Raw genomic sequence first — 20,176 nt, 5'->3', positions numbered from 1 at the left:
ACTGCGGTTTAAATCTTATTTATTCTATTTTGTAGTCATTATAAAAGGAAATGCTTATTTATGAGTGTTTCTTTTTTTTGCTTTTCATATCTTCATCTTAAATTCTTGATTATTAATGCTATTTGACTCATCACTTAAAAGAAAACATACCAATGGAGATAAAACTTCGCTCTTTTTACGCGACGGTAATGTTTCCACATCAGTGTTAATATTGTGATCCGACCAGAAACTTATACTGYTAATCCGTTGCAGGCGATTTGTAGCCAGCTTGTCATTTAGTAGGGGGGCGTTGCTCAGATGGCTGTTCGTATGAATAACGACACAACGAGCCCCCATCTGACAAAATGCATCCAGCCCACCAACCCCTAGTGATTGTATATAGGCATGCCCCTGCTCAGACACGACAACAGCACCGACAAAAGGGGAGAGTTGCGCGGTGCACTGATCAAGCGTGGCTTGGAGGGTACCAGGCGTGAATACAGGTGCTTCTTTAAACCTGACTCTGGGATCATGAGCGACGATATCGAGCGCTGCCGTTTGATTGTGATCAATAATAATTGGCGTATAGCCTTTCGCGGCCAATTGGTAGGCGATAGTGGCACCCAAGGCACAGGCTCCACCGAATAACGCAACGGGTCGACAATCCATGTTGAGCACTCTAGCGATATAAATGGGAAATAGGATACGTGATTTTAACCACTATTTCAGCCGACTAGCGCAATGATTTGATTGCCTGATGCAGGTATCATTAAAATCGTGATAAATCGCGAGCACAATAACGAACATTAAGATGAAAATAGCCACGGCATGCACACAAAGTCCAGACGCAGTAGACGCCGCGCAAACACTGGCGCGCACTTTATTGGGCCGTCTAAAGGCACCTAAGCTTTTAATGCTCTACTGCACGGAACAATACGATGTTGATGCACTTCAGCGAGCAATGGTTGCGCTTTTCCCTGGCGTACCATTGATAGGGTGTACGACCTGCTGCGGTGTCATGACGCAAGCCGGTTATATCGAAGGGCCGACAGCCGCCGTCTGGGCTTGCAGTGATGAAAAGGGGAGTTACGGCACATCCCTCGTGCCACACCAAGCCCATCGTCCTATACGCGATTCAGCGCGCATTGCGCTTAATCAAGCGATAGAAGAGAGCGGCCGTTGTGGCGAGCTCCCCAAACTCATCGCTTTACACAGTACACCGGGTGATGAGGAAACGACGTTAGCCGCCATTCGAGAAGAGTTGGGCGTGTCGGTCCCAGTGATAGGTGGCTCCGCTGCGGCCGACACCGTCGGCGGACGATGGGCCATTTTCGATAATGAGCAAACCGCGCAATCTGGCATCGCAATCAGTGTTTTTTATCCAACCGCACGGGTGAGTTATTCATTCCACTCTGGTTATGCGGCCACCACCAAGAAGGCCGTCGTCACAGAGGTACGTGGTCGCACCTTAGTGAGTTTGGACCATAAACCCGCATCGGCGGTATATAAAGACTGGTACGAAGAAGAAACCGGGCAAACACTAGATTTAGGCGACTCGCTGTTCGCACGATCAACCTTGTATCCGCTCGGGACACAAACGGGCAAGATACACGGCTTACCTTATTACACTTTGTCACACCCCATGTTTGTTAACCAAGAAGGGCACATGGAACTCTTCTCGCAAATAGCCGTAGGGCAAACCGCGCACTTTATGACAGGCACCAGTGAAGGGTTGATTGCCCGTGCAAGTCGAGTCGTGGAATCGGCAAACGATCATGCGCTGCGAACGCCTCAACCTCTCGGTGGACTGGCGATTTATTGTGCGGGGTGTATGCTTCATGTCAAAGATCGCCTTGACCAAGTCGCCGACAATATCAACACGGCCTTATACACTGCGCCGTTTGTCTGCCCGTTTACCTTTGGTGAACAAGGCTTGTTTAAAGGTGGGGAACTGTCCCATGGTAATTTAATGATCTCGGCTGTGTTATTTCATAAGGATTAATCATGACGTCGAAACGCGTATCGGCCTCTGAACGTTCAGACTCTGAATCTTTACAAGAAACCTTATTTGAACTCAGTCGTGTTGAAGCAAGAGAAAAGCGTTTAAGGGAAGAAAACGACGCGATTTTGTCGGCAATCTCAGCCATGACGGAAGCGACGTCAAAAACCGATATTTTTGCTTCCTTACTTGATGTGATCCGCCGGTATGTCAGCTTTGATAGCGCCGTGGCGCTAAGCCGCAACCGAGAAACAGAAGATGCGTTTCGCTGTCTCGTATCGACTGAACGCTTACTGGAAACAGTCACTTGGCAAACAGGCGATGTATTCCGCCGCTGTGTAAGTGGTGAAACGGTTGCTATCTATAAACCTGGCATGGTGAAAGAGATGCATTGCTTAACGCATCAATACGCCAGTTATTTACAAGGTACTGCGCTGATTAGCGGGTTAACGGTAAATGACAGCGAAGTCATGCTTATTTTGCTGTCACACCGCCGCGATGCATTTAATAACGAAGCCCAGCAAGTCATCGACCGATTTCGCCCCTTGATTGAACGCACCATTATGGACATCGACTACCGTCACCGTCTACATGCATTAGTGGGGAGTCGCACTCAGGAACTTAATGCTAGCCGGCAACGCTTTCAAGACTTTGCCCAAACAGCCAGTGACTGGTTTTGGGAGCTCGACAACCAATTTCAACTGACTTACCTGTCATCACCCAATACTGATACCGACATCGATGCTGAAGCCCTGCTGGCAAAGCTCAAATCAGACGCCGAATTAAAAACGAAATTAGAAGAGTACATATACACAGAAGAAGCCTTTAGCGATATTGAATGGCATATAGAATCTCGTCACCATGACTACTGGGTAAGCCTCTCAGGCCGTCCTTGCTATAATAAGCGCGGTGAGCTCGCCGGTTATCGAGGGACGGCTAAAGATATCACTGCGACCAAGCGTCGTGTTGTCGAATTGCAACAGGCTCGTCAGCAAGCTGAGTTAGCCAATAATGCCAAATCGCAGTTTCTTGCCGTGATGAGCCACGAAATCCGCACGCCGCTCAATGCTGTTTTAGGATTGATCGATGCATTGCAACACTCTTCATTAACGCAAGAACAAAAGCAGTGGGTAGGGCAAATGGATAAATCTGCTCAGCTATTGCTAACATTGATCAGCGATGTTCTCGATCTATCTAAAATTGAGTCCAACCGTTTTTCGCTATCTCCCTCATTGATGAAGCCCAGCGATAGCGTATCGAATGTCTATCAACAATTGATTGAGCGGGCCGATAAAAAGCGCATTAACCTCTCTGTTAGTGTCTCTTCTTCTGTGCCCAACACCTTGTTTATGGATGAGAACCGCTTTACGCAGATACTCCTTAACTTGGTGGCCAATGCCTTAAAATTCACGGAACGCGGCGGGGTGACAGTGTCACTTGACGCTCATGATGATGTACTCGAGTTATGGGTGAAAGATTCAGGAATCGGCATCGACGAAAAACAGATTGGTCGAATCTTTGAGCCTTTTACTCAAGCGGATGGCAGCATTACTCGCCGCTTTGGCGGTACTGGCCTTGGATTATCCATTTGTAAAAAGCTGGTAGAGATGATGGGAGGCAGTATTCATGTGGAAAGTGAGCCTTACCAGGGAACTGACTTCTGCGTTCGTTTGCCGATTGTCGAAACACCTCAAGATGCACAAAAACACCAAGCACAACCAAACGTCTCGGCCGACGCCGTGCAGGCTATGTCGATATTGGTCGCCGAAGATAGCCGTGCTAATCAAATGGTGGTTAGGTTAATGCTGGAAAAACAAGGTCATACCGTCGTATTAGCATCCAATGGTGAAGAAGCACTGGCACAGGTTAAACAAACAGAATTTGATCTTGTGCTGATGGATATGTCGATGCCTGTCATGGACGGCATCGCTGCCACCAAAGCGCTGCGTGCTTCAGGGTTTAAACGACCGATCATTGCGCTGACCGCCAATGCAATGGATGAGGATAAACAGCGCTGTGTCCGTGCCGGCATGGATGATTTTGTTACCAAGCCGATTAGGGCGGCAAGCCTTAACGCCGTACTGCATGCTCATCAGCCATTAGATCTTTCCACTAATTACCGCTGATTTGAATCGACTTAGGCCAAGCGACTCTTGGGGTAATGACGATTAAAGGAAGTAGTAATTAGCTATTTTATGGTAAATAGCTAATTACGTTTAATGACAAAAAAGGAAGAGTGCTGGGCGAGCAGAAACAGTATCCAACATCAGACCTCAAACCTGCATTTAACATAATCTATATAATGCGCACTGATGGGTGCGAGTCAATATAGGAGCGATATCGCTTTTCTCGCTTATCATATCGCTCCTTGTCCAGCATGGCTTGTAATCTGATGCTATTTGAATGACTGATGTGGGAATACGTTTTTGATGCGTTGCTGAATGCGGTTATCAATGCTGCGCGACATCACCACCTTCGCGGGTTTAAAGCGGTTGCTATACACTTTCACTGTGCCCGTGAACGGATGACGCTTCGCAATGTCTTGGCAGTCATGTAAGAAACCTTTCGGCACTTTCCCTTTGTGACGCACTAGCTGGCCATCTTTAAACGCAATCACGATCAGTGGCCGGTCAATCAACATAAATGCGAGAAAGATGGCAAAAGAGATAAGTAAAAAATAGCCCATACTGCGATGCTCGCTTATCGGTCAAACGGTTCTACATACCCAGCAAGTTACTCAGATCTTGCTTTAAGGTGTCTACCTGCTTATTAGCACTCTCTGAGCGATTAGCCTCAGAAAGTAAATATTCAATGGTATCTGACAAGGTCGCGTCAAGCTCGTGTGCTTTTTGCGAGAGCTTCTCCCACACACGATAATCCAAATCGATAGATTTTTTCCGCGTTTGCTCTTGCTCGGCGTTAAAGTGACGCTTGCGCTTGGCACGAATCGCTTGTTTTAGTTTCTTCTCCAATGAAGGTGACATGTGCTTTTCAATCCATTGATGTACACGCGTTGGTTCATGCTCCAGCGCTAACAAGGCGTCAACGGCCGTCTGAGCCTCATCGCTATCAATGTATTTTGTGACAGCGTCACCGTCTTTCCACTTTTTCACTAGGTAGGCCCATTTCCAGCCTGCCTCAAGGTTCTCGAGTTGTTGATATTTCATATGCCAAGCTTCAGTCACGCCAAGTGGTGACAGCGTAACACTAACTCGCTGTCTGTTCAATTATCGCACACCTCAAAGATACCGCGTACGCCAGTGGACGATCCAATGGCCGCACTATCCTATTACCACAGTGTGTTATCCTTTATACTCTGTCCATTCTAATCTTAGTCAGTAGTCATAGACATGCATGAAGTTGATTGGCGTGATGCCAAACCACATTATTCTCAGTTTTCTCTCGACATTGCACAATTCGCGCATTTAGAGGCGGCCTCACTGTTATCACTGCAATCGCGCTTAAAAAAGGCACTGACTTGGTTAATGTCACCTTCGTGTCCAACGGCTTGTCTTACCGTGATGTCAGCTGACTTGCCTCAATATCTTAATGCCTATCAAGCAGAATTAGTTGCACAGTACCCAGAGATGCCGGTTGTGATCGGTGACGCATTTACCGAATCAACACTGTTTGGCTTTGCTTATGATGCGAATAGAAATGTGACAGCGTCACAAAGGAAGTACGGTTTACTGCATCAAGCTCACGATGGCGTATTGATTTTAAAAGTGGCGGATGTACTGCAGCAGCCACGCGTCTGGGTGCGCCTCAAGCAGTTTTTATCATCAGGCAAACTCGCCTGGCAAACCGCCCGTGCCGATCAAGTAACTGATTTGCCCGATGAGGCACTGAACGTACGTTTGGTGTTAGTCGGCGACAGACAGTGGCTGGCCGACTTTGAAACCAATGAGCCTGATCTCTACGAAGGCCTGTCAGCTTATGCCGAGTATGAGCAAGACATTGCGCTCGACTCGACCACCATTGTGCCCTACTTTGCTTGGCTTAAAGGCTTGATCACCGCTCAAACGCACTTACCCATGACAGAATCAGGCTTAGTGCGTTTATTACAAGCAGGGGCACGAGAAAGCGAAGATCAATGGCGGATGCCCTTGTGTCCGGTTTGGTATCAGCAACTACTGGCTGAGTCTGTCATAACGGCGTCGGATGCGCTCGACAAAGCCGCCATTGATGCCGCTATCTCTCAGCGTTACCAACGTGCTGCCTATCTCCCCGAGCGTGCGATTGAAGATATCCACAAAGGACAGGTTTTTATTGATACCCGTGGCGAGCATATCGGCCAAATCAACGGTTTAACTGTGATCGAAGTGCCTGGCCATCCGATGAGTTACGGTGAGCCAGCGAGAATTTCTTGTGTTGTTCACTCTGGTGATGGCGATATTGCTGATGTGGAGCGCAAAGCCGAGCTTGCAGGTAACATTCACGCCAAAGGCATGATGATTATGCAAGCCTTTGTGAGCGTGGCGCTAAATCTTGATGACCCTTTACCCTATTCGGCTTCCATTGTATTCGAACAATCGTATAGTGAAGTGGATGGTGACAGTGCATCCTTGGCCGAGTTGTGTGCCTTTGTGAGCGCGCTATCTCAACAACCGATTAATCAAGCCATTGCCATCACTGGTGCAGTTGACCAATTTGGTCGCGTACAAGCGGTAGGCGGGATTAATGAAAAAATTGAAGGTTATTATCAAGTTTGCGCGCATCGAGGGTTAACGGGTCAACAAGGTGTCGTGTTACCTAAAACGAACCTCTCATCCTTGTGTCTACGGAACGACGTTGTTGAAGCGATTAAAGCCGGTCAATTTCATATTTGGGCGGTGGATGATGTCGAACAAGCCTTGCCGCTTGTGACAGGTCTCCCATTCTCCGGAGACGATGAGGAGACATTGCTAAGAAAAATATCTAATCGAATAAATCATTTTCATACTGATGAAAAACAAAGCTGCAACAGTTTGTTTAAACGCTTAAAAAACTGGTTTGGCCAGTACTGATCCGAGTTGTTTGGCGTACACGTGTACGCTAACCTGCTCGCAATTGAATAAGGAGCAGTTTAGATATAATGAAACGCCAAAATTCCTATAACCGCGACGATTTACTCGCATCTAGCCAAGGTGAGCTCTTTGGCCCGGGACGTCCACAGCTTCCGGCACCAAACATGCTGATGATGGACCGTATCACCAACATTACCGATCAAGGTGGTGACTTTGATAAAGGCGTGATTGTCGCTGAGTTGGATATCAACCCAGATTTATGGTTTTTCGACTGCCATTTCCCAGGTGATCCAGTGATGCCAGGTTGCCTTGGCTTAGATGCTATGTGGCAGCTAGTTGGCTTTTTCCTCGGCTGGGTTGGCGGCGAAGGCAAAGGCCGTGCCCTGGGTGTTGGTGAAGTGAAGTTTACCGGACAAGTATTGCCAACGGCTAAGCGTGTTCGTTATGAAATTCACATGAAACGCGTGATTAACCGTAAACTCGTTATGGGTGTCGGTGATGGCCGCGTCTACGTTGATGATAAAGAGATTTACGTCGCTAAAGATCTGAAAGTGGGTCTTTTCCAAGACACATCCGCATTCTAATCCTCTCTGTCGAGCCGGTGAGATGACCATCGCCGGCTTCTATTACCCCTCCCTTCCTACTTATCAAGTACTTCTCCGCTTTTGGACAACTAAGAAGGAAATTGTTAGTGATTGGATAAATTGATTGCTGTACTTATGTTTGTTTAGAGGTAGTTATATAAAGTTATAGTGCATTACGATGTATTTAAAAAGGCCTTACCAAAACGATAAGGCCGTGAAATATAAAAAGAGGTTACTTCATCATTTCCGATTTACTGGTTCTGCCTTCGCGCCATCCGCCAAGCCAGCTACTTCTCGCATCCGTTTGTTGGTAAGGACATAGTTCAGACGATCGACCGTTTATCCCAGCTTGAAAGCCCTTTGACTGTGCGCGTTCCAAACGATCTCGCTTCTGTCTTTTCATAGGGTCGCCCTCTTTATTCCATTTTGTTCAATGCTGCTTGCCATTTGCAAGGATACTTCCGTCTATGACGTTTTTATGAAGCATCCTCTACAGCTTCGATCATGATTATTTTTTAAGCAAGCACTATCGAGCAACGACTAAACAAAATGTGAGTCATATCCCTCTATATGTGACAACGTCACTAACGAAATTATTGCATAGCCTCTAATTCTTCCCAGCGTTCAAAGGCTTGCTCTAATGCCTGTTCAGCCTCAGCTAATCGGGTCAGTTTAGGTTGAGTAATGTCCTGACTTTTCGAGAAAAAATCAGGATCGTTCATTTCTGATTGTAACGCTTCAATCTCTTCTTCTAACGCCTCAAGCCGCGCCGGCAGGGCTTCTAGCTCACGTTGCAGTTTATAAGATAGCTTGCGTGGCTTACTCTTAGGTTTTGCCGTCTTTTGTTCCGTATCAGCCTCACCTCTCATTGAATGGTTACGGCTATTGGGTGTGATGGCTTTGAGATACTGCTCACGCTGTTGTTGGGCATCGTGATACCCCCCAACAAATTTATTAATGGTGCCGTCGCCTTCAAATATCCAGCTGTGCGTCACTGTGTTGTCGACAAACTGACGGTCGTGGCTGACCAATAACAAGGTTCCCTGGAACTGTGAAAGTAAGTCTTCCAACAACTCGAGCGTTTCGATATCAAGATCGTTGGTCGGCTCGTCAAGTACCAGTAAGTTGGCAGGCTTGAGGAAAAGCTTGGCCAGCAATAGGCGGTTTTTCTCTCCTCCTGATAGCGCTTTCACCGGGGTTTGCGCACGGCGTGGATGAAACAAGAAGTCTTGCAGATAACCCATGACATGACGTTTTCGGCCACCTACTTCAACTTCTGTTTTGCCCCCTGCCAGGTTGTCGATCACCGTTTTTTCTGGGTCCAATTTCTCACGATATTGGTCAAAATAGGCCACGTCGAGCTTGGTCCCCACGTGCAAGTGCCCGCTGTCTGGGGTGAGTTTTTCAAGCATCAGCTTCAACAGTGTACTCTTACCGCATCCGTTGGGGCCAATTAGTGCAATGCGATCGCCGCGCATCACCGTAAAGCTAAATGGCTTAATCAGTGGCTGATCTTGATAGGTAAAGGCAACGTTTTCGGCTTCAAACACAATTTTCCCCGAACGGTTGGCGTCATCGAGCTGCAGGTTTGCGTTACCCTGTAACTCAACACGACTCGCACGCTCTTGCCGTAGCGCTTTCAATGCGCGTACACGTCCTTCATTGCGGGTGCGACGCGCTTTGATACCTTGACGAATCCAGGCCTCTTCTTGGGCAAGTTTTTTATCAAACTCGGCATTTTGCTCCGCTTCTACACGCAGAGCTTCTTCTTTACCGTCCAGATAGGTTTGATAATCACCTGGCCATGAGGTCAACTTGCCGCGGTCAAGATCCACGATACGCGTGGCCATTGCCCCGATAAACGAACGGTCATGCGAGATAAAGACGATCGCGCCTTTAAAGTCTTTCAAGAACTGCTCCAACCACAGAATCGTCGAAACATCCAGATGGTTAGTTGGCTCATCAAGAAGCAACACATCCGGCTCGCAGACAAGTGCCCGCGCTAAGGCGGCTTTGCGTTGCCAGCCACCCGATAGGGCTTTAAGCGCGGTGTTACCTTCCAGTCCTAATGCCCCTAATACCACCATTATTTGATTGTCAAAGCGCCAAGCGTCAGCATGGTCCAGTGCTTCTTGCACTTTGGCCAACTCGGCTATGTTGCGATCGCTAGGATCTGCTTCGATCTTCGCGATCAGTTGGTGATACTGCTTTAGCTTGTCCCCTGCTTCAGCGAGACCTTCGGCCACATAGTCAAACACACTTCCTTGACTATCTCGTGGTGGATCTTGCTCAAGCCGAGAGACTTTAAGTTCAGATTGGCTTTGAATACTGCCATCATCGAGCTGTACCTGACCATCAAGGACTTTCATCAGCGTCGACTTGCCCGCACCATTGCGTCCAACAAGACACACGCGCTCACCTGGCTGAAGAATAAAGTCTGTTTTGTCCAGTAATGGGTTGTCGCCATACGCCAACTGGGCGGAGGTTATTTTAATCAATGCCATGTTGCGTTAACCAAGCTTGTAATTGTGTGTGATCAAACGGCCATCCTAATTCAGCCCTCACCTTTCCAGACTGATCGCGGATTGCAATCACAGGGATTGTGACGCCGTAACGCTCAAAGAGCGCATCGTCAAAGGCAATGTCTTGACTGTTGAGTGGCGTTTGATAACCGAGAGATTGATAGAGTGCCCACGCTTGTTCACAAAGGTGGCACCCTTCCGTGCTAAACAATACGAGTGTCATGCTGATACTGCCTGATGACGGATTATCCAGCAATTATGGATATGTGGGTTGCGGGCAAAATCTTCAGGAATCGAACGCTTGCTAATATTCTCCGCACGTAAGCCGGCCGCGGCTAACCCCTCACTATCCATCTTAAAGTGCCGTTTGTTGTTGGAAAAAATAATTTCCCCATCGGGACGCAAACGATCTTTCAGCGCTAAAAGCACATCAAGGTGATCACGTTGAACATCAAAAGTGCTCTGCATTCTTTTCGAGTTAGAGAATGTCGGCGGATCGATAAAGATCAAATCAAATTGCTGGTTAGACTGGCGAATCCATTGTAGACAGTCTGCCTGCTCAAAACGGTGCTGACGCCCGACAATGCCATTGAGCGCCATATTGCGTTCAGCCCACGCTATATAGGTTTTTGACATGTCGACAGTCGTTGTAGACCGTGCACCACCTGCCGCAGCATGAACGGACGCGCTGCCCGTGTAGGCAAAGAGATTAAGGAAATCTTTCCCTTGTGCTTTCTCACCAATTAGACGACGGGTATAGCGATGGTCGAGAAATAACCCTGTATCCAGGTAATCATAGAGATTAACTTCAAGCGCCACGCCATATTCATCGACCGTCATCGTTCTAGATGCGCCGGCGAGTTTTTGATATTGGTTATTGCCCTTTTGCTTTTCGCGCGTTTTTAGCACCACTTTATTGGCATCCACACCGGTCACCGCAATGGCTGCGCGCACCATATCCAGCAAGCGACGACGTGCTTTTTCTGGCTCAATGGTTTTCGGTGCCGCATATTCTTGGATGACCAAAAAGTCGCGATACCGATCAATCGCGGCTTTATAGTCCGGTAAGTCAGCATCATAGAGTCGATAACACTCTAGCCCTTGTTTCTTTGCCCATTTATCCAGTTTGGTCATGTTCTTGCGCAAGCGATTAGCAAAATCTGGGGCGACGTCCGCCTTTGCCGCCTCACTCTCCGATTTTTCACCACGCGCGGTGATCGCATAGGTTTTCATCACACAATCTAACGCACCGTTGCGTAGATTAAATTTGTCATCCGCACGCATCCGCAAGCAACTAAGCAACTCTTCCGAACCTGAATACAAAGAAACCGTGTTCCCCGCAAATGCCTCTTTAAGGTGATCACCGAGCTGCGTGTAGAGGGCTATCAAGCCAGGCGTGGTTCCCAAGCGCTCCCCATACGGCGGATTAGAAAGAATATGTCCCCCTGAGAATCCCTCAGGCGGCGTCACTTGCGTGGCATCACCCGTTTCAAAGTCAATCAATTCACCAACGCCAGCACGTCGTGCATTCGCACGTGCTGTCTCAATAATACGGGCATCGTTATCAGTACCATAAAAACGTGTCTGGCACTGACTTACACCTCGTTTCGCCTTGACACTCGCTTCAGCTTTGATCGCTTTAAAGGCTTCATCATCAAAGCCCAACAATGATTCAAAGCCCCAACGCTTGCGCTTTAATCCAGGCGCAATTTTCGCTGCCATCATCGCCGCTTCTATCAGCAAGGTGCCCGAGCCACACATGATGTCCATCAAAGGCTGATCGGGCTTCCAGCCACTCCGTGCCACCAAAGCCGCAGCATGGGTTTCTCGTAATGGTGCCGCGCCAGCCTGGGTGCGATAGCCACGCTGATGTAGGCCGCTCCCCACCATATCAATCCCAAGCAGGCCTTGATCTTTCGATAACCGCATATGGATACGTAAATCAGGCTGCTCGCGGTCGACACTTGGACGGGGCAAATTCGACTTTTCAAATTTGTCTACAATCGCATCTTTGACTTTCAACGCCCCGTACTGGCTGTTACGTATCTCGCGATTGGTACCATTAAAGTCCACCGCAATCCGCTGACTGGCGTGAAAATAATCTGGCCAGTTAATGGCCGTTGCACCGAGGTAGAGATCCATATCATCGCGCACCGCAAACTCGCCCAGCACCAAGACGAACCGTGACGCAATCCGACTCCATAAACAGCATTGATACAGTGTTGAATCGTCGGCTTTAAATTTAACCCCTGCATGGACTTGTTTGAGGCTAGATACGCCAAGTTGTTCAAGCTCTTGAGCTAGCATGTGCTCGAGACCTCGAGCGGTTATTGCGAGATAGTGTTTCATTCAGTCTCTACACCCTTTGGGCGTCGTTGTCATCATGGCGGCGATTATACATCAATCTTACGCCTATCGTTGACCCAAGCGGCGACAATCTCATTGAGTGATGAATAAATCGCCGGATTGTTGTTTCCACTAAGAAACAGATATCTAGATGCCTTTGTTTCCAATGAGAATCAATCACCCCAACTAGATGCGCATACCTGTTTCCCTCAGGAAACCACCTTGCTTTGTCACTCATCTCACCTCGCCAAATCCGTTTTGAGCTGAACGCGTGTAAGCATTCACTGTGACTATTACGCACATTATGTCTGATAGTATTAAAACGAAAATGGCTTATCTTTCCCTTTGGGAACGAATCGCAAATTGCGCAAACTGGACTAGACCAGGATGGGTTTATTCAAGCATTTTAACGGCTAAAATAGGAAGAAAGACGTCATTCATTGGCCTTATAAGGGTGAAAACACCCCAAAATCAATGAAAAAATGCGCAGGCATGTGCACACTTTTCGCTCATAAAATGAACTGATATCACATTTTTTATGCACATCTGTTTGGTATAAGAAACGTCAAGATACAGCTATAGCGCTGTAGTCTGTACAAGAAACACGAAAAGTGAGGGAAGAAAGGAGGCGTGGGCTGAGTGAAAACCACTCAGCCCACTAACGCAAAGCGACCTTTTTGGCTATTTGTTTGAAGTATTGGTTGCGATAGCCGGTCGTTCATTACTTTAATCGCACCACAAAACGCCATTGTTTTATTCGCGCTCAGTTCAAAATCAGCCTCACGTGCGAGCATGCAGAGCGAGGCAGAACCGGCGTTCTCTATGATAATAAACGGCGCCCTATCCCCTGTTTGGCTGGTGAGCTCGACTATTTGCCCCCACTCAGGGGTGGCGATAGTGTCTTGTTGTGGCTCGAAAAACCAGCTTTTAGGTAAGACAGGTTTGTGGAAGCGATAGGCTGCCACTGCGTTCAAAGCGAGTTCGGCCTGACGAGGGCCGGAAAGAGAGAGGTTTGACAGGGGATCGGTCAAACGTTGAAAGAGTGATGCATCCTCAACAGAAAATGGGGATGATGAGAACGCATCGGGGATGAGATGTTTGGCGTTGACCGCCACGCGAAAAACCATGTCGTCGCCTAAATCCAGCATTAGTGAATTCGACGTATTATCGAAATACCATCTCCATGCATTGTTAGGTTTTAACATACTTCAGCTCCCGCGATGACTCACTAACTGGGTGTCTGGCGATACCAAAACTGCCATTGCCTGAAGTGTAATGGGCTGAAGCGAAAAAAAAAGGGGAAGAAAACGCCCCCTTTTATACCTTAAGACTTTATTTCCTAACTTAAATATGACGCACGATTTGTTTTATGAGCCCAGGGCCTTGGTAAATCAACCCAGAGTAGACTTGCACCAAATCCGCCCCTGCCTCCAACTTTTCACGCGCCGCCGTGACTGAATCAATTCCCCCTACACCGATGATGGGCATCGCCCCATCGAGCGCACGATGTAGTTGACGAATAACCTCGGTGCTTTTTAGTTGAACAGGACGGCCACTTAGCCCACCCGCTTCACGATAATGAGGCATACCATCTACCAATGAGCGCTCAAGCGTGGTGTTGGTCGCAATCACACCATCGATCTGGTGACGAATCAGTGCTTGCGCCACTTGTTGAATTTCTTCTTCACTCAAATCTGGGGCAATCTTAACCGTCAGAGGCACGTATTTATCGTGAGTGTCTGCCAACTGTGCCTGTTCGGCTTTCAGTGTGCTCAGGAGTTCGTCGAACATCTCGCCATATTGCAACGTCCGTAATCCTGGCGTATTGGGCGACGAGATATTAACGGCGATATAGTCGGCATATGGGTACACTTTTCGCATACAGACGACATAGTCATCGGTGCCCTGCTCGATGGGTGTATCTTTGTTCTTGCCAATATTAATACCCAACACACCGTCGAAGTTTTTCGCACGCTTGACGTTTTCTACCAACGCATCAACCCCCAGGTTATTGAACCCCATACGGTTGATGATCCCCTCGGCGGCTTTAATACGAAAAAGTCGAGGTTTGTCGTTTCCCGGTTGTGGCCGGGGTGTCACTGTCCCCACTTCCACAAAACCAAAACCCATCGCACCAAAGGCTTCTATGCACTCGCCGTTTTTGTCCAATCCTGCCGCTAGACCAACGGGATTATTAAAGTTGAGTCCCATTACGGTAACTGGACGAGGAGGAAGCTGTTGGGAATAGAGAAAACGAAGCGGGGTGTGATGGAATCGAGAAAGGGTGTTGATGGTTAGATCATGTGCTTTTTCTGGATCTAACTGAAAGATAGCCGGTCTGGCGAGGCGGTAAAGCATTATCCCTCCTAATAAAAAAGCCCCGTATAAACGGGGCTAGATTATTGCGTTATTGGCGCTTTAATTCAATTTAAATTTAACAGCGACAATTCGCGTAACGCGACGGAGAACTTGGCAAACTCATGTACTGAGCCCACTTTGAACTCATCAACAATGCTCTGCCAACGCCCGAGAATGACTACGTGCTCATCCATCCACTGGGCTAATCCCGTCTCAGCATCTTGATCGGTTGCCATTTCGGACACGATACGGGCGGTGAGTAATCGTTGCTGCCAATCCAGATCTTCGCGGAAAGACGCTCGCGCCAGCGCTTGCCAGTGGTTATCCACCGGCTGGTTGTTGATCTGTTTCAAGAACCAGTGCAGTGACAAGCTATCCCCTAGCACATAGTACAAGCGTGCCACCAGCTCGAACGGTTTATTCAGCTGCTCTGACACCTGTGCTAAGTCCAGTCCAGAGAACACGCTGGTTAGACGACATACTCTATTCGCCAGTGCATCCGGCACCCCAGCTTGTCGTAGCGTCTCCGCTTGTTGATCATGCTCTTTGATTTCACTCTCAACCAGATAGTCATCCAAGTGCTCGACCAAGTTTTGCAGCGCCGGACGATAAAAGGCCACTTGTGCCTCGATACTTTCCCCTTTGCGTTTGTTACGTAGCATCCATCGGGTTGCTCGGCGTAGCATCCGGCGACAACGGAACAAGATATCGTATTGCACCTTGGCGCTGACCTGATTATCTAGCGCTCGCACATCGTCAAACAGTTGTTCAAAACCAAACACATCACGGGCAATCGCATACGATTTGGCAATATCACTGACACTTGCTCCCGTTTCATCTTGCATACGCGTAATGAAATTGAAGCCCATGTCGTTCGACATCTGGTTCGCCAAGGCGGTAGCAATGATCTCGCCTCTCAATGGATGGGATTCCATTTCTTTGCGATAGTGACGCTGTAACTCTTTCGGGAAATAACTGGGGAGTAGCTGGCCAAAGTGTGCATCTTGCGTCACTTCATCAACCACCAGTTGCTCTTTGAGCACCATCTTCCCGTACGCCACCAGCACAGCAATTTCTGGGCGAGTTAGGCCCGTGCCACGTAAGTTACGCTCAGACAAGGTCTCATCATCCGGCAAATATTCAAGTGCACGATCCAGCTTGCCCTCTTTTTCAAGATAATGAATAAAGCGGATCTGCTCTTTTAATAACGCCGCTTGCTGATTGTGGGTTACGGAAATTGACTCGCTCTGACTGTACGCATCTTCAAGCACGATATCAGACACTTCATCTTCCATCCGCTCCAAAAGCTCGTTGCGTTTTTTCATGGTCAAGTCACCGGCAGCGACCAGCCCATTGAGCAAGATCTTGATATTAACTTCGTTATCTGAGCAATCTACCCCGCCGACATTGTCAATGAAGTCGGTATTGACGCGGCCACCTTTGAGCGCATACTCAATACGCCCCAGTTGTGTCATCCCTAAGTTACCGCCTTCACCGATAATGCGCGCACCGACTTCATTGCCGTTAACACGTAACCCATCATTGGCGCGATCGCCAACAGAGGTATGGGTTTCATCGGACGATTTAACATAGGTGCCAATCCCACCATTCCATAGCAGATCGACTTTGGCTTTTAAGATCTGTTTGATCAGATCGTTCGGCGCCATGGATTGCTTGCGTGTACCAAGCAGTTTTTGTATTTCTGGCGTTAAGTTAATCGACTTCGCTCGACGGGAGAATATCCCCCCGCCTTTGGAAATCAACTCGCTGTCATAATCTTCCCAACTTGAGCGCGGCAGGTTGAAAAGGCGTTGACGCTCTTTCCAGCTTTTCGCGGCATCAGGTTCAGGGTCAATGAAGATATGCATGTGGTTAAAAGCTGCCACTAAGCGAATATGTTTAGAGAGCAACATGCCATTACCAAACACGTCGCCTCCCATATCGCCAATCCCCACACAGGTAAAGTCTGTGGTTTGACAATTGATATCCACTTCGCGGAAATGACGCTTCACCGATTCCCAAGCACCCGCTGCGGTGATCCCCATTTTTTTGTGGTCATAACCGTTGGAGCCACCAGACGCGAAAGCATCGCCCAGCCAGAAGTTATATTGCGCTGAGACACTGTTAGCAAGGTCGGAGAAGGTCGCGGTACCTTTATCTGCAGCCACCACGAGATAGGCATCATCTTCGTCATGAGGCACAACGTGTTGCGGCGGTGTCAGGGTGCCTTCCACGATATTATCGGTAATATCGAGCAACCCTTGGATGAAGATCCGATAGCAGCGCTTCCCTTCTGCAAAAATTGCATCTCGGCCCGAGAGCTGGTGCTGTCGCTTGCATACAAACCCACCTTTGGCTCCGACGGGCACAATCACCGTGTTTTTCACTTGCTGCGCTTTAACCAACCCCAGCACTTCGGTGCGGAAGTCTTCTTGCCGATCGGACCACCGTAAGCCACCACGTGCGACTTTGCCGCCGCGTAAATGCACCCCTTCTACATCCGGTGAATACACGAAGATCTCGAACGCCGGAACAGGTTTAGGCATATCCGGGATCTCAGAGGCCTCGAGTTTTAGCGACAAGTAAGGCTTGTCTTGGCCATTGTCCGGATCTTTTTGGAAAAAGTTCGTTCGCGTGGTCGCCAACATGATTTCCATGTAGCGGCGAATAATACGGTCATCATCAAGACTCTCGACATTATCGAGGGCTTCTTCTATATCATTGATAATGATGTCTTGTGCCCGCTTCGTTTGTTTACCAACCGGGTCAAAACGCGTATTGAATAGTTTTACCAAGAAACTGGCAAGTTGAGAGTGTGACGCTAGCGTCTCTTCAATATAGGCCTGGCTAAATGGAAAGCCAATTTGACGCATATAACGCGCATACGCACGTAAAATCGTCACTTCGCGCCCCGACAAACCGGCATTAAGCACCAAGCGGTTGAAGCCATCGTTATCCAGGCGGCCATGCCAGATATCCGCAAAGGCATGCTGAAAACGATCCCGGGCATTACCAAGATCAAACGCCGATCCAGCACTGTGCAACATCGAAAAGTCGAGGATCCAGTATACATCCCCTTGACTGGTTTCTACTTCATAAGGTGATTCACCAATCACGCGTAAGCCAAGGTTTTCTAGCATTGGCATCACATCAGACAAGTGAATAGGTTCGCCTTTTTGGAAGAGTTTCAGGCTGATCGCGTTCGATTGATGGCTTACCTCTTGGGGGCGATAAAGCAGCATATCGAGCTTGTTATCATCACTGAGTCCCTCAAGGCGCTCAATATCCGCCACCGCTGATCCAGGCAGCATGGCCTCTTTGTACGAACGTGGGAACGCCCGCAGGTAACGCTTGGCGATCGGTGTGCCTCGGTTTTCACCAAAGTTTGCGATCACAGCCTCTTGCAGACGATCGTCCCAAGACGAAGCCGCTTCTGTTAGATTGTGTTCGATCTTCTTCACATCAATATCGAAATTGTTGTTTTCTACTCGGACGATATAGTGCGTCCGCGCCAAGGGGCTTTCCGAGAAGAAAGTGGTAAATTCTACCGTCTGATCAGAGCCAAAGTACTGCTGAAGAATACGTTGGGTTTGACGACGGAACTCGGTGTTATAGCGCTCACGGGTGATATACACCATGCACGAGAAAAACCGCCCGAATGGATCGCGACGAACAAACACGCGCAGCATGTCACGATCTTGCATTTGCACCACGCCCATCCCAACGTCGCGCATTTCTTCTTCGGTCGCCTGAAAAAGCTCATCACGGGGATAGTTTTCCAAAATATTCGCCAGTGCTTTCCACGAGTGTGATTCACGATAAAAGCCACTGTTATCAAGAATGCGACGCACTTTGTTACGCAAGACGGGAATACTGGCGGTGGATTGGTTATACGCTGAAGATGCATAAAGACCGGTGAAACGGTGCTCACCAATCACATTGCCATCTTGATCAAATTTTTTGATCCCGATGTAATCCACATAAGCCGGACGATGGACACGAGATTTGGCATTGCTTTTCGTCAACACCAGTAATTCTTTTTTCAGCGCCTCGGCGCGCGCTGACTCTGGCATGTCTGATAGGCTGAGGACAGCGGGCGATTTATGCTTTTTGGCTAAGCCGAGTGCATTACAATCTGCGCTAGCACGAAGCTCGTAATCCCCTTCCACCGCGACTAAGTCAAAACACTTATACCCCATAAAGGTAAAGTTGTTATCGGTAATCCAGCTCAAAAACTCGATCGCTTCTTGGCGACGTTCATCATCAATGGGTAACGGTGTATCTTTCAGCTCCGATACCAGCGCAAGCATTTGCTCACGCATCGGCTTCCAGTCGTTTACCACCATCACCACATCCATCAAGGTTTCAGACAATTCCGCCTCTAATGCAGCCATCTCTGACTCATCGGACATTTTGTCGATTTCGATGTGGAACGTACTTTGGAACTGCCCGTTGTCACCGCCAATCGCAATCACGTTACCCTGATCATTTTTTTGTGATTTTATCGGGGTATTAAGCATTAGGTGGGTCGTGATCCCCAAACGGTTGAGGGCCATGCGCACCGAGTCGACCAGGAAGGGGGCATCTGGTGCTAAGATCTCGACAATGGTGTGGGTGGACTGCCAGCCATTGCCACTTAGGCTCGGGTTAAAGACTTTTACAAACACTTTGTCTTGTTCGAAGGTGTTTAGATGGTGCCACAAACTCATCACAGCACCATAGAGATCTGACTCATTGCGTTCCTGCAAGTCATCATCAGAGATTTGACCCAATATCCTTTTGGCTAATGCATCGACAAGTGGTTGTTGAGTATCATCCAGTTTATCGGCAATCAGCTGATAAACCTTCTCAAGTAACACAGGTACTATAGGGTCACGCGAGGTCATTCTGGAGCTCCGTTGTCCTTTTTAGAACATTATCGTTGTGAGTATTCAGAGGTAAACATTGCGTTAACAAACGCACTGTCTAGTGTAAGGCTTGGCAGGTAAAAACGTTATAGGTAAACGGCTGGATTTACGCGAATTTCGCCAGAATGTGACTGGTGTGGCTATTTAAACAGAAGAATTGGCGAGGCATCACTCGCGCCCCACTAGGCAACCCGCATTAGCGACTGGAACTTATGGTTGGCGTCGGTCACCAGTTTAAAACGCCCGCGTATACCGAGTTGCGATAGGAAAGGACGAAAACGCGAAGCCGGGATCTGAAGACGCAGACCCTGATCGGTCGTCACCACCACATTGGCCGCGGCACCACTGTAGTAGTGTTGATACTCTGAGTAAGCAATGTAAACGTTAAAATAGTACTCCATCTCTTCCACTCAACCTATCACCGTGACACCGCAAACCAATCAACCACCGAAAACAAAAAGCCGCCCAAGGTGGA

Annotated in this window: 15 protein-coding genes; 4 read left to right on the top strand and 11 right to left on the bottom strand. The window is 48.3% G+C overall.

Features of this window, described 5'->3' with window-relative positions:
- Nucleotides 1-84: 84 nt before the first annotated feature.
- The gene (locus BZG72_RS05100; protein ID WP_077666253.1) at nucleotides 85-648 is read right to left on the bottom strand and encodes a hypothetical protein; all 564 of its coding nucleotides are present in this window, start codon (nucleotides 646-648) and stop codon (nucleotides 85-87) included.
- Nucleotides 649-790: 142 nt separating this feature from the next.
- Between BZG72_RS05100 and BZG72_RS05095 the strand changes: the two genes are divergently transcribed.
- Nucleotides 791-1,981 (top strand): FIST signal transduction protein, encoded by a 1,191-nt coding sequence (locus BZG72_RS05095; RefSeq protein ID WP_077606195.1) that lies wholly within the window; start codon nucleotides 791-793, stop codon nucleotides 1,979-1,981.
- Nucleotides 1,982-1,983: 2 nt separating this feature from the next.
- Entirely contained in the window at nucleotides 1,984-4,104 is a 2,121-nt protein-coding gene (locus BZG72_RS05090) for an ATP-binding protein (RefSeq protein ID WP_077577811.1), read from the top strand.
- Nucleotides 4,105-4,373: 269 nt separating this feature from the next.
- Here the strand turns inward: BZG72_RS05090 and BZG72_RS05085 are convergent, their stop codons facing one another.
- A complete protein-coding gene (locus BZG72_RS05085) occupies nucleotides 4,374-4,664 on the bottom strand; it encodes a DUF3634 family protein (protein WP_046073224.1) in 291 nt (96 codons plus the stop codon).
- A gap of 31 nt (nucleotides 4,665-4,695) precedes the next feature.
- A complete protein-coding gene (gene matP, locus BZG72_RS05080; protein ID WP_046073223.1) occupies nucleotides 4,696-5,145 on the bottom strand; it encodes a macrodomain Ter protein MatP in 450 nt (149 codons plus the stop codon).
- A gap of 183 nt (nucleotides 5,146-5,328) precedes the next feature.
- On the opposite strand from matP, the gene BZG72_RS05075 reads away from it, so the two are divergent.
- Both BZG72_RS05075 and fabA read left to right on the top strand, forming a co-directional pair.
- Nucleotides 5,329-6,984 carry an AAA family ATPase gene (locus BZG72_RS05075; RefSeq protein WP_077666252.1) on the top strand — a complete coding sequence of 552 codons (1,656 nt, stop codon included), beginning with the start codon at nucleotides 5,329-5,331 and terminating at the stop codon, nucleotides 6,982-6,984.
- 68 nt (nucleotides 6,985-7,052) lie between these two features.
- Nucleotides 7,053-7,568: a bifunctional 3-hydroxydecanoyl-ACP dehydratase/trans-2-decenoyl-ACP isomerase gene (fabA, locus tag BZG72_RS05070; protein ID WP_046073221.1), complete on the top strand. Its 516-nt coding sequence runs from the start codon at nucleotides 7,053-7,055 to the stop codon at nucleotides 7,566-7,568.
- A gap of 232 nt (nucleotides 7,569-7,800) precedes the next feature.
- On the opposite strand, the gene rmf is transcribed toward fabA, so the two are convergent.
- From rmf to BZG72_RS05030, 8 genes are all read right to left on the bottom strand, one after another.
- Nucleotides 7,801-7,971 carry a ribosome modulation factor gene (gene rmf / locus BZG72_RS05065; RefSeq protein ID WP_077458712.1) on the bottom strand — a complete coding sequence of 57 codons (171 nt, stop codon included), beginning with the start codon at nucleotides 7,969-7,971 and terminating at the stop codon, nucleotides 7,801-7,803.
- 190 nt (nucleotides 7,972-8,161) lie between these two features.
- Nucleotides 8,162-10,072 (bottom strand): ATP-binding cassette ATPase Uup, encoded by a 1,911-nt coding sequence (gene uup / locus BZG72_RS05060; RefSeq protein ID WP_077666251.1) that lies wholly within the window; start codon nucleotides 10,070-10,072, stop codon nucleotides 8,162-8,164.
- The gene (locus BZG72_RS05055; protein ID WP_077606192.1) at nucleotides 10,059-10,313 is read right to left on the bottom strand and encodes a glutaredoxin family protein; all 255 of its coding nucleotides are present in this window, start codon (nucleotides 10,311-10,313) and stop codon (nucleotides 10,059-10,061) included. The genes uup and BZG72_RS05055 overlap by 14 nt, the downstream gene beginning before the upstream one ends.
- Nucleotides 10,310-12,439 carry a bifunctional 23S rRNA (guanine(2069)-N(7))-methyltransferase RlmK/23S rRNA (guanine(2445)-N(2))-methyltransferase RlmL gene (gene rlmKL / locus BZG72_RS05050; RefSeq protein WP_077666250.1) on the bottom strand — a complete coding sequence of 710 codons (2,130 nt, stop codon included), beginning with the start codon at nucleotides 12,437-12,439 and terminating at the stop codon, nucleotides 10,310-10,312. The genes BZG72_RS05055 and rlmKL overlap by 4 nt, the downstream gene beginning before the upstream one ends.
- Before the next feature lie 647 nt (nucleotides 12,440-13,086).
- Complete coding sequence (locus BZG72_RS05045) at nucleotides 13,087-13,641, bottom strand: cell division protein ZapC (protein ID WP_046073217.1); 555 nt, start codon at nucleotides 13,639-13,641, stop codon at nucleotides 13,087-13,089.
- A gap of 139 nt (nucleotides 13,642-13,780) precedes the next feature.
- On the bottom strand, nucleotides 13,781-14,794 hold the full coding sequence (gene pyrD, locus BZG72_RS05040) for a quinone-dependent dihydroorotate dehydrogenase (RefSeq protein ID WP_046073216.1): 1,014 nt from the start codon (nucleotides 14,792-14,794) through the stop codon (nucleotides 13,781-13,783).
- Between the two features lie 65 nt (nucleotides 14,795-14,859).
- Nucleotides 14,860-19,680 carry an NAD-glutamate dehydrogenase gene (locus BZG72_RS05035; protein WP_077666249.1) on the bottom strand — a complete coding sequence of 1,607 codons (4,821 nt, stop codon included), beginning with the start codon at nucleotides 19,678-19,680 and terminating at the stop codon, nucleotides 14,860-14,862.
- 203 nt (nucleotides 19,681-19,883) lie between these two features.
- Nucleotides 19,884-20,102 carry a DUF2835 domain-containing protein gene (locus BZG72_RS05030; RefSeq protein ID WP_046073214.1) on the bottom strand — a complete coding sequence of 73 codons (219 nt, stop codon included), beginning with the start codon at nucleotides 20,100-20,102 and terminating at the stop codon, nucleotides 19,884-19,886.
- Nucleotides 20,103-20,176: the final 74 nt, after the last annotated feature.

It is taken from the genome of Salinivibrio sp. PR6 (genome assembly GCF_001995955.1).
In the GTDB taxonomy this organism is placed as follows: Bacteria; Pseudomonadota; Gammaproteobacteria; order Enterobacterales; family Vibrionaceae; genus Salinivibrio; species Salinivibrio siamensis.
The sequence above is the reverse complement of the archived record's forward strand: the minus strand, read 5'-3'. Positions and strand labels throughout refer to the sequence as shown.

Bases quoted from the DNA above. Each gene is read 5' to 3' on its own strand.
- BZG72_RS05095 (WP_077606195.1), top strand. From the start codon at position 791: ATGAAAATAGCCACGGCATGCACACAAAGTCCAGACGCAGTAGACGCC.
- BZG72_RS05090 (WP_077577811.1), top strand. From the start codon at position 1,984: ATGACGTCGAAACGCGTATCGGCCTCTGAACGTTCAGACTCTGAATCT.
- BZG72_RS05085 (WP_046073224.1), bottom strand. From the start codon at position 4,664: ATGGGCTATTTTTTACTTATCTCTTTTGCCATCTTTCTCGCATTTATG.
- matP (WP_046073223.1), bottom strand. From the start codon at position 5,145: ATGAAATATCAACAACTCGAGAACCTTGAGGCAGGCTGGAAATGGGCC.
- BZG72_RS05075 (WP_077666252.1), top strand. From the start codon at position 5,329: ATGCATGAAGTTGATTGGCGTGATGCCAAACCACATTATTCTCAGTTT.
- fabA (WP_046073221.1), top strand. From the start codon at position 7,053: ATGAAACGCCAAAATTCCTATAACCGCGACGATTTACTCGCATCTAGC.
- rmf (WP_077458712.1), bottom strand. From the start codon at position 7,971: ATGAAAAGACAGAAGCGAGATCGTTTGGAACGCGCACAGTCAAAGGGC.
- uup (WP_077666251.1), bottom strand. From the start codon at position 10,072: ATGGCATTGATTAAAATAACCTCCGCCCAGTTGGCGTATGGCGACAAC.
- BZG72_RS05055 (WP_077606192.1), bottom strand. From the start codon at position 10,313: ATGACACTCGTATTGTTTAGCACGGAAGGGTGCCACCTTTGTGAACAA.
- rlmKL (WP_077666250.1), bottom strand. From the start codon at position 12,439: ATGAAACACTATCTCGCAATAACCGCTCGAGGTCTCGAGCACATGCTA.
- BZG72_RS05045 (WP_046073217.1), bottom strand. From the start codon at position 13,641: ATGTTAAAACCTAACAATGCATGGAGATGGTATTTCGATAATACGTCG.
- pyrD (WP_046073216.1), bottom strand. From the start codon at position 14,794: ATGCTTTACCGCCTCGCCAGACCGGCTATCTTTCAGTTAGATCCAGAA.
- BZG72_RS05035 (WP_077666249.1), bottom strand. From the start codon at position 19,680: ATGACCTCGCGTGACCCTATAGTACCTGTGTTACTTGAGAAGGTTTAT.
- BZG72_RS05030 (WP_046073214.1), bottom strand. From the start codon at position 20,102: ATGGAGTACTATTTTAACGTTTACATTGCTTACTCAGAGTATCAACAC.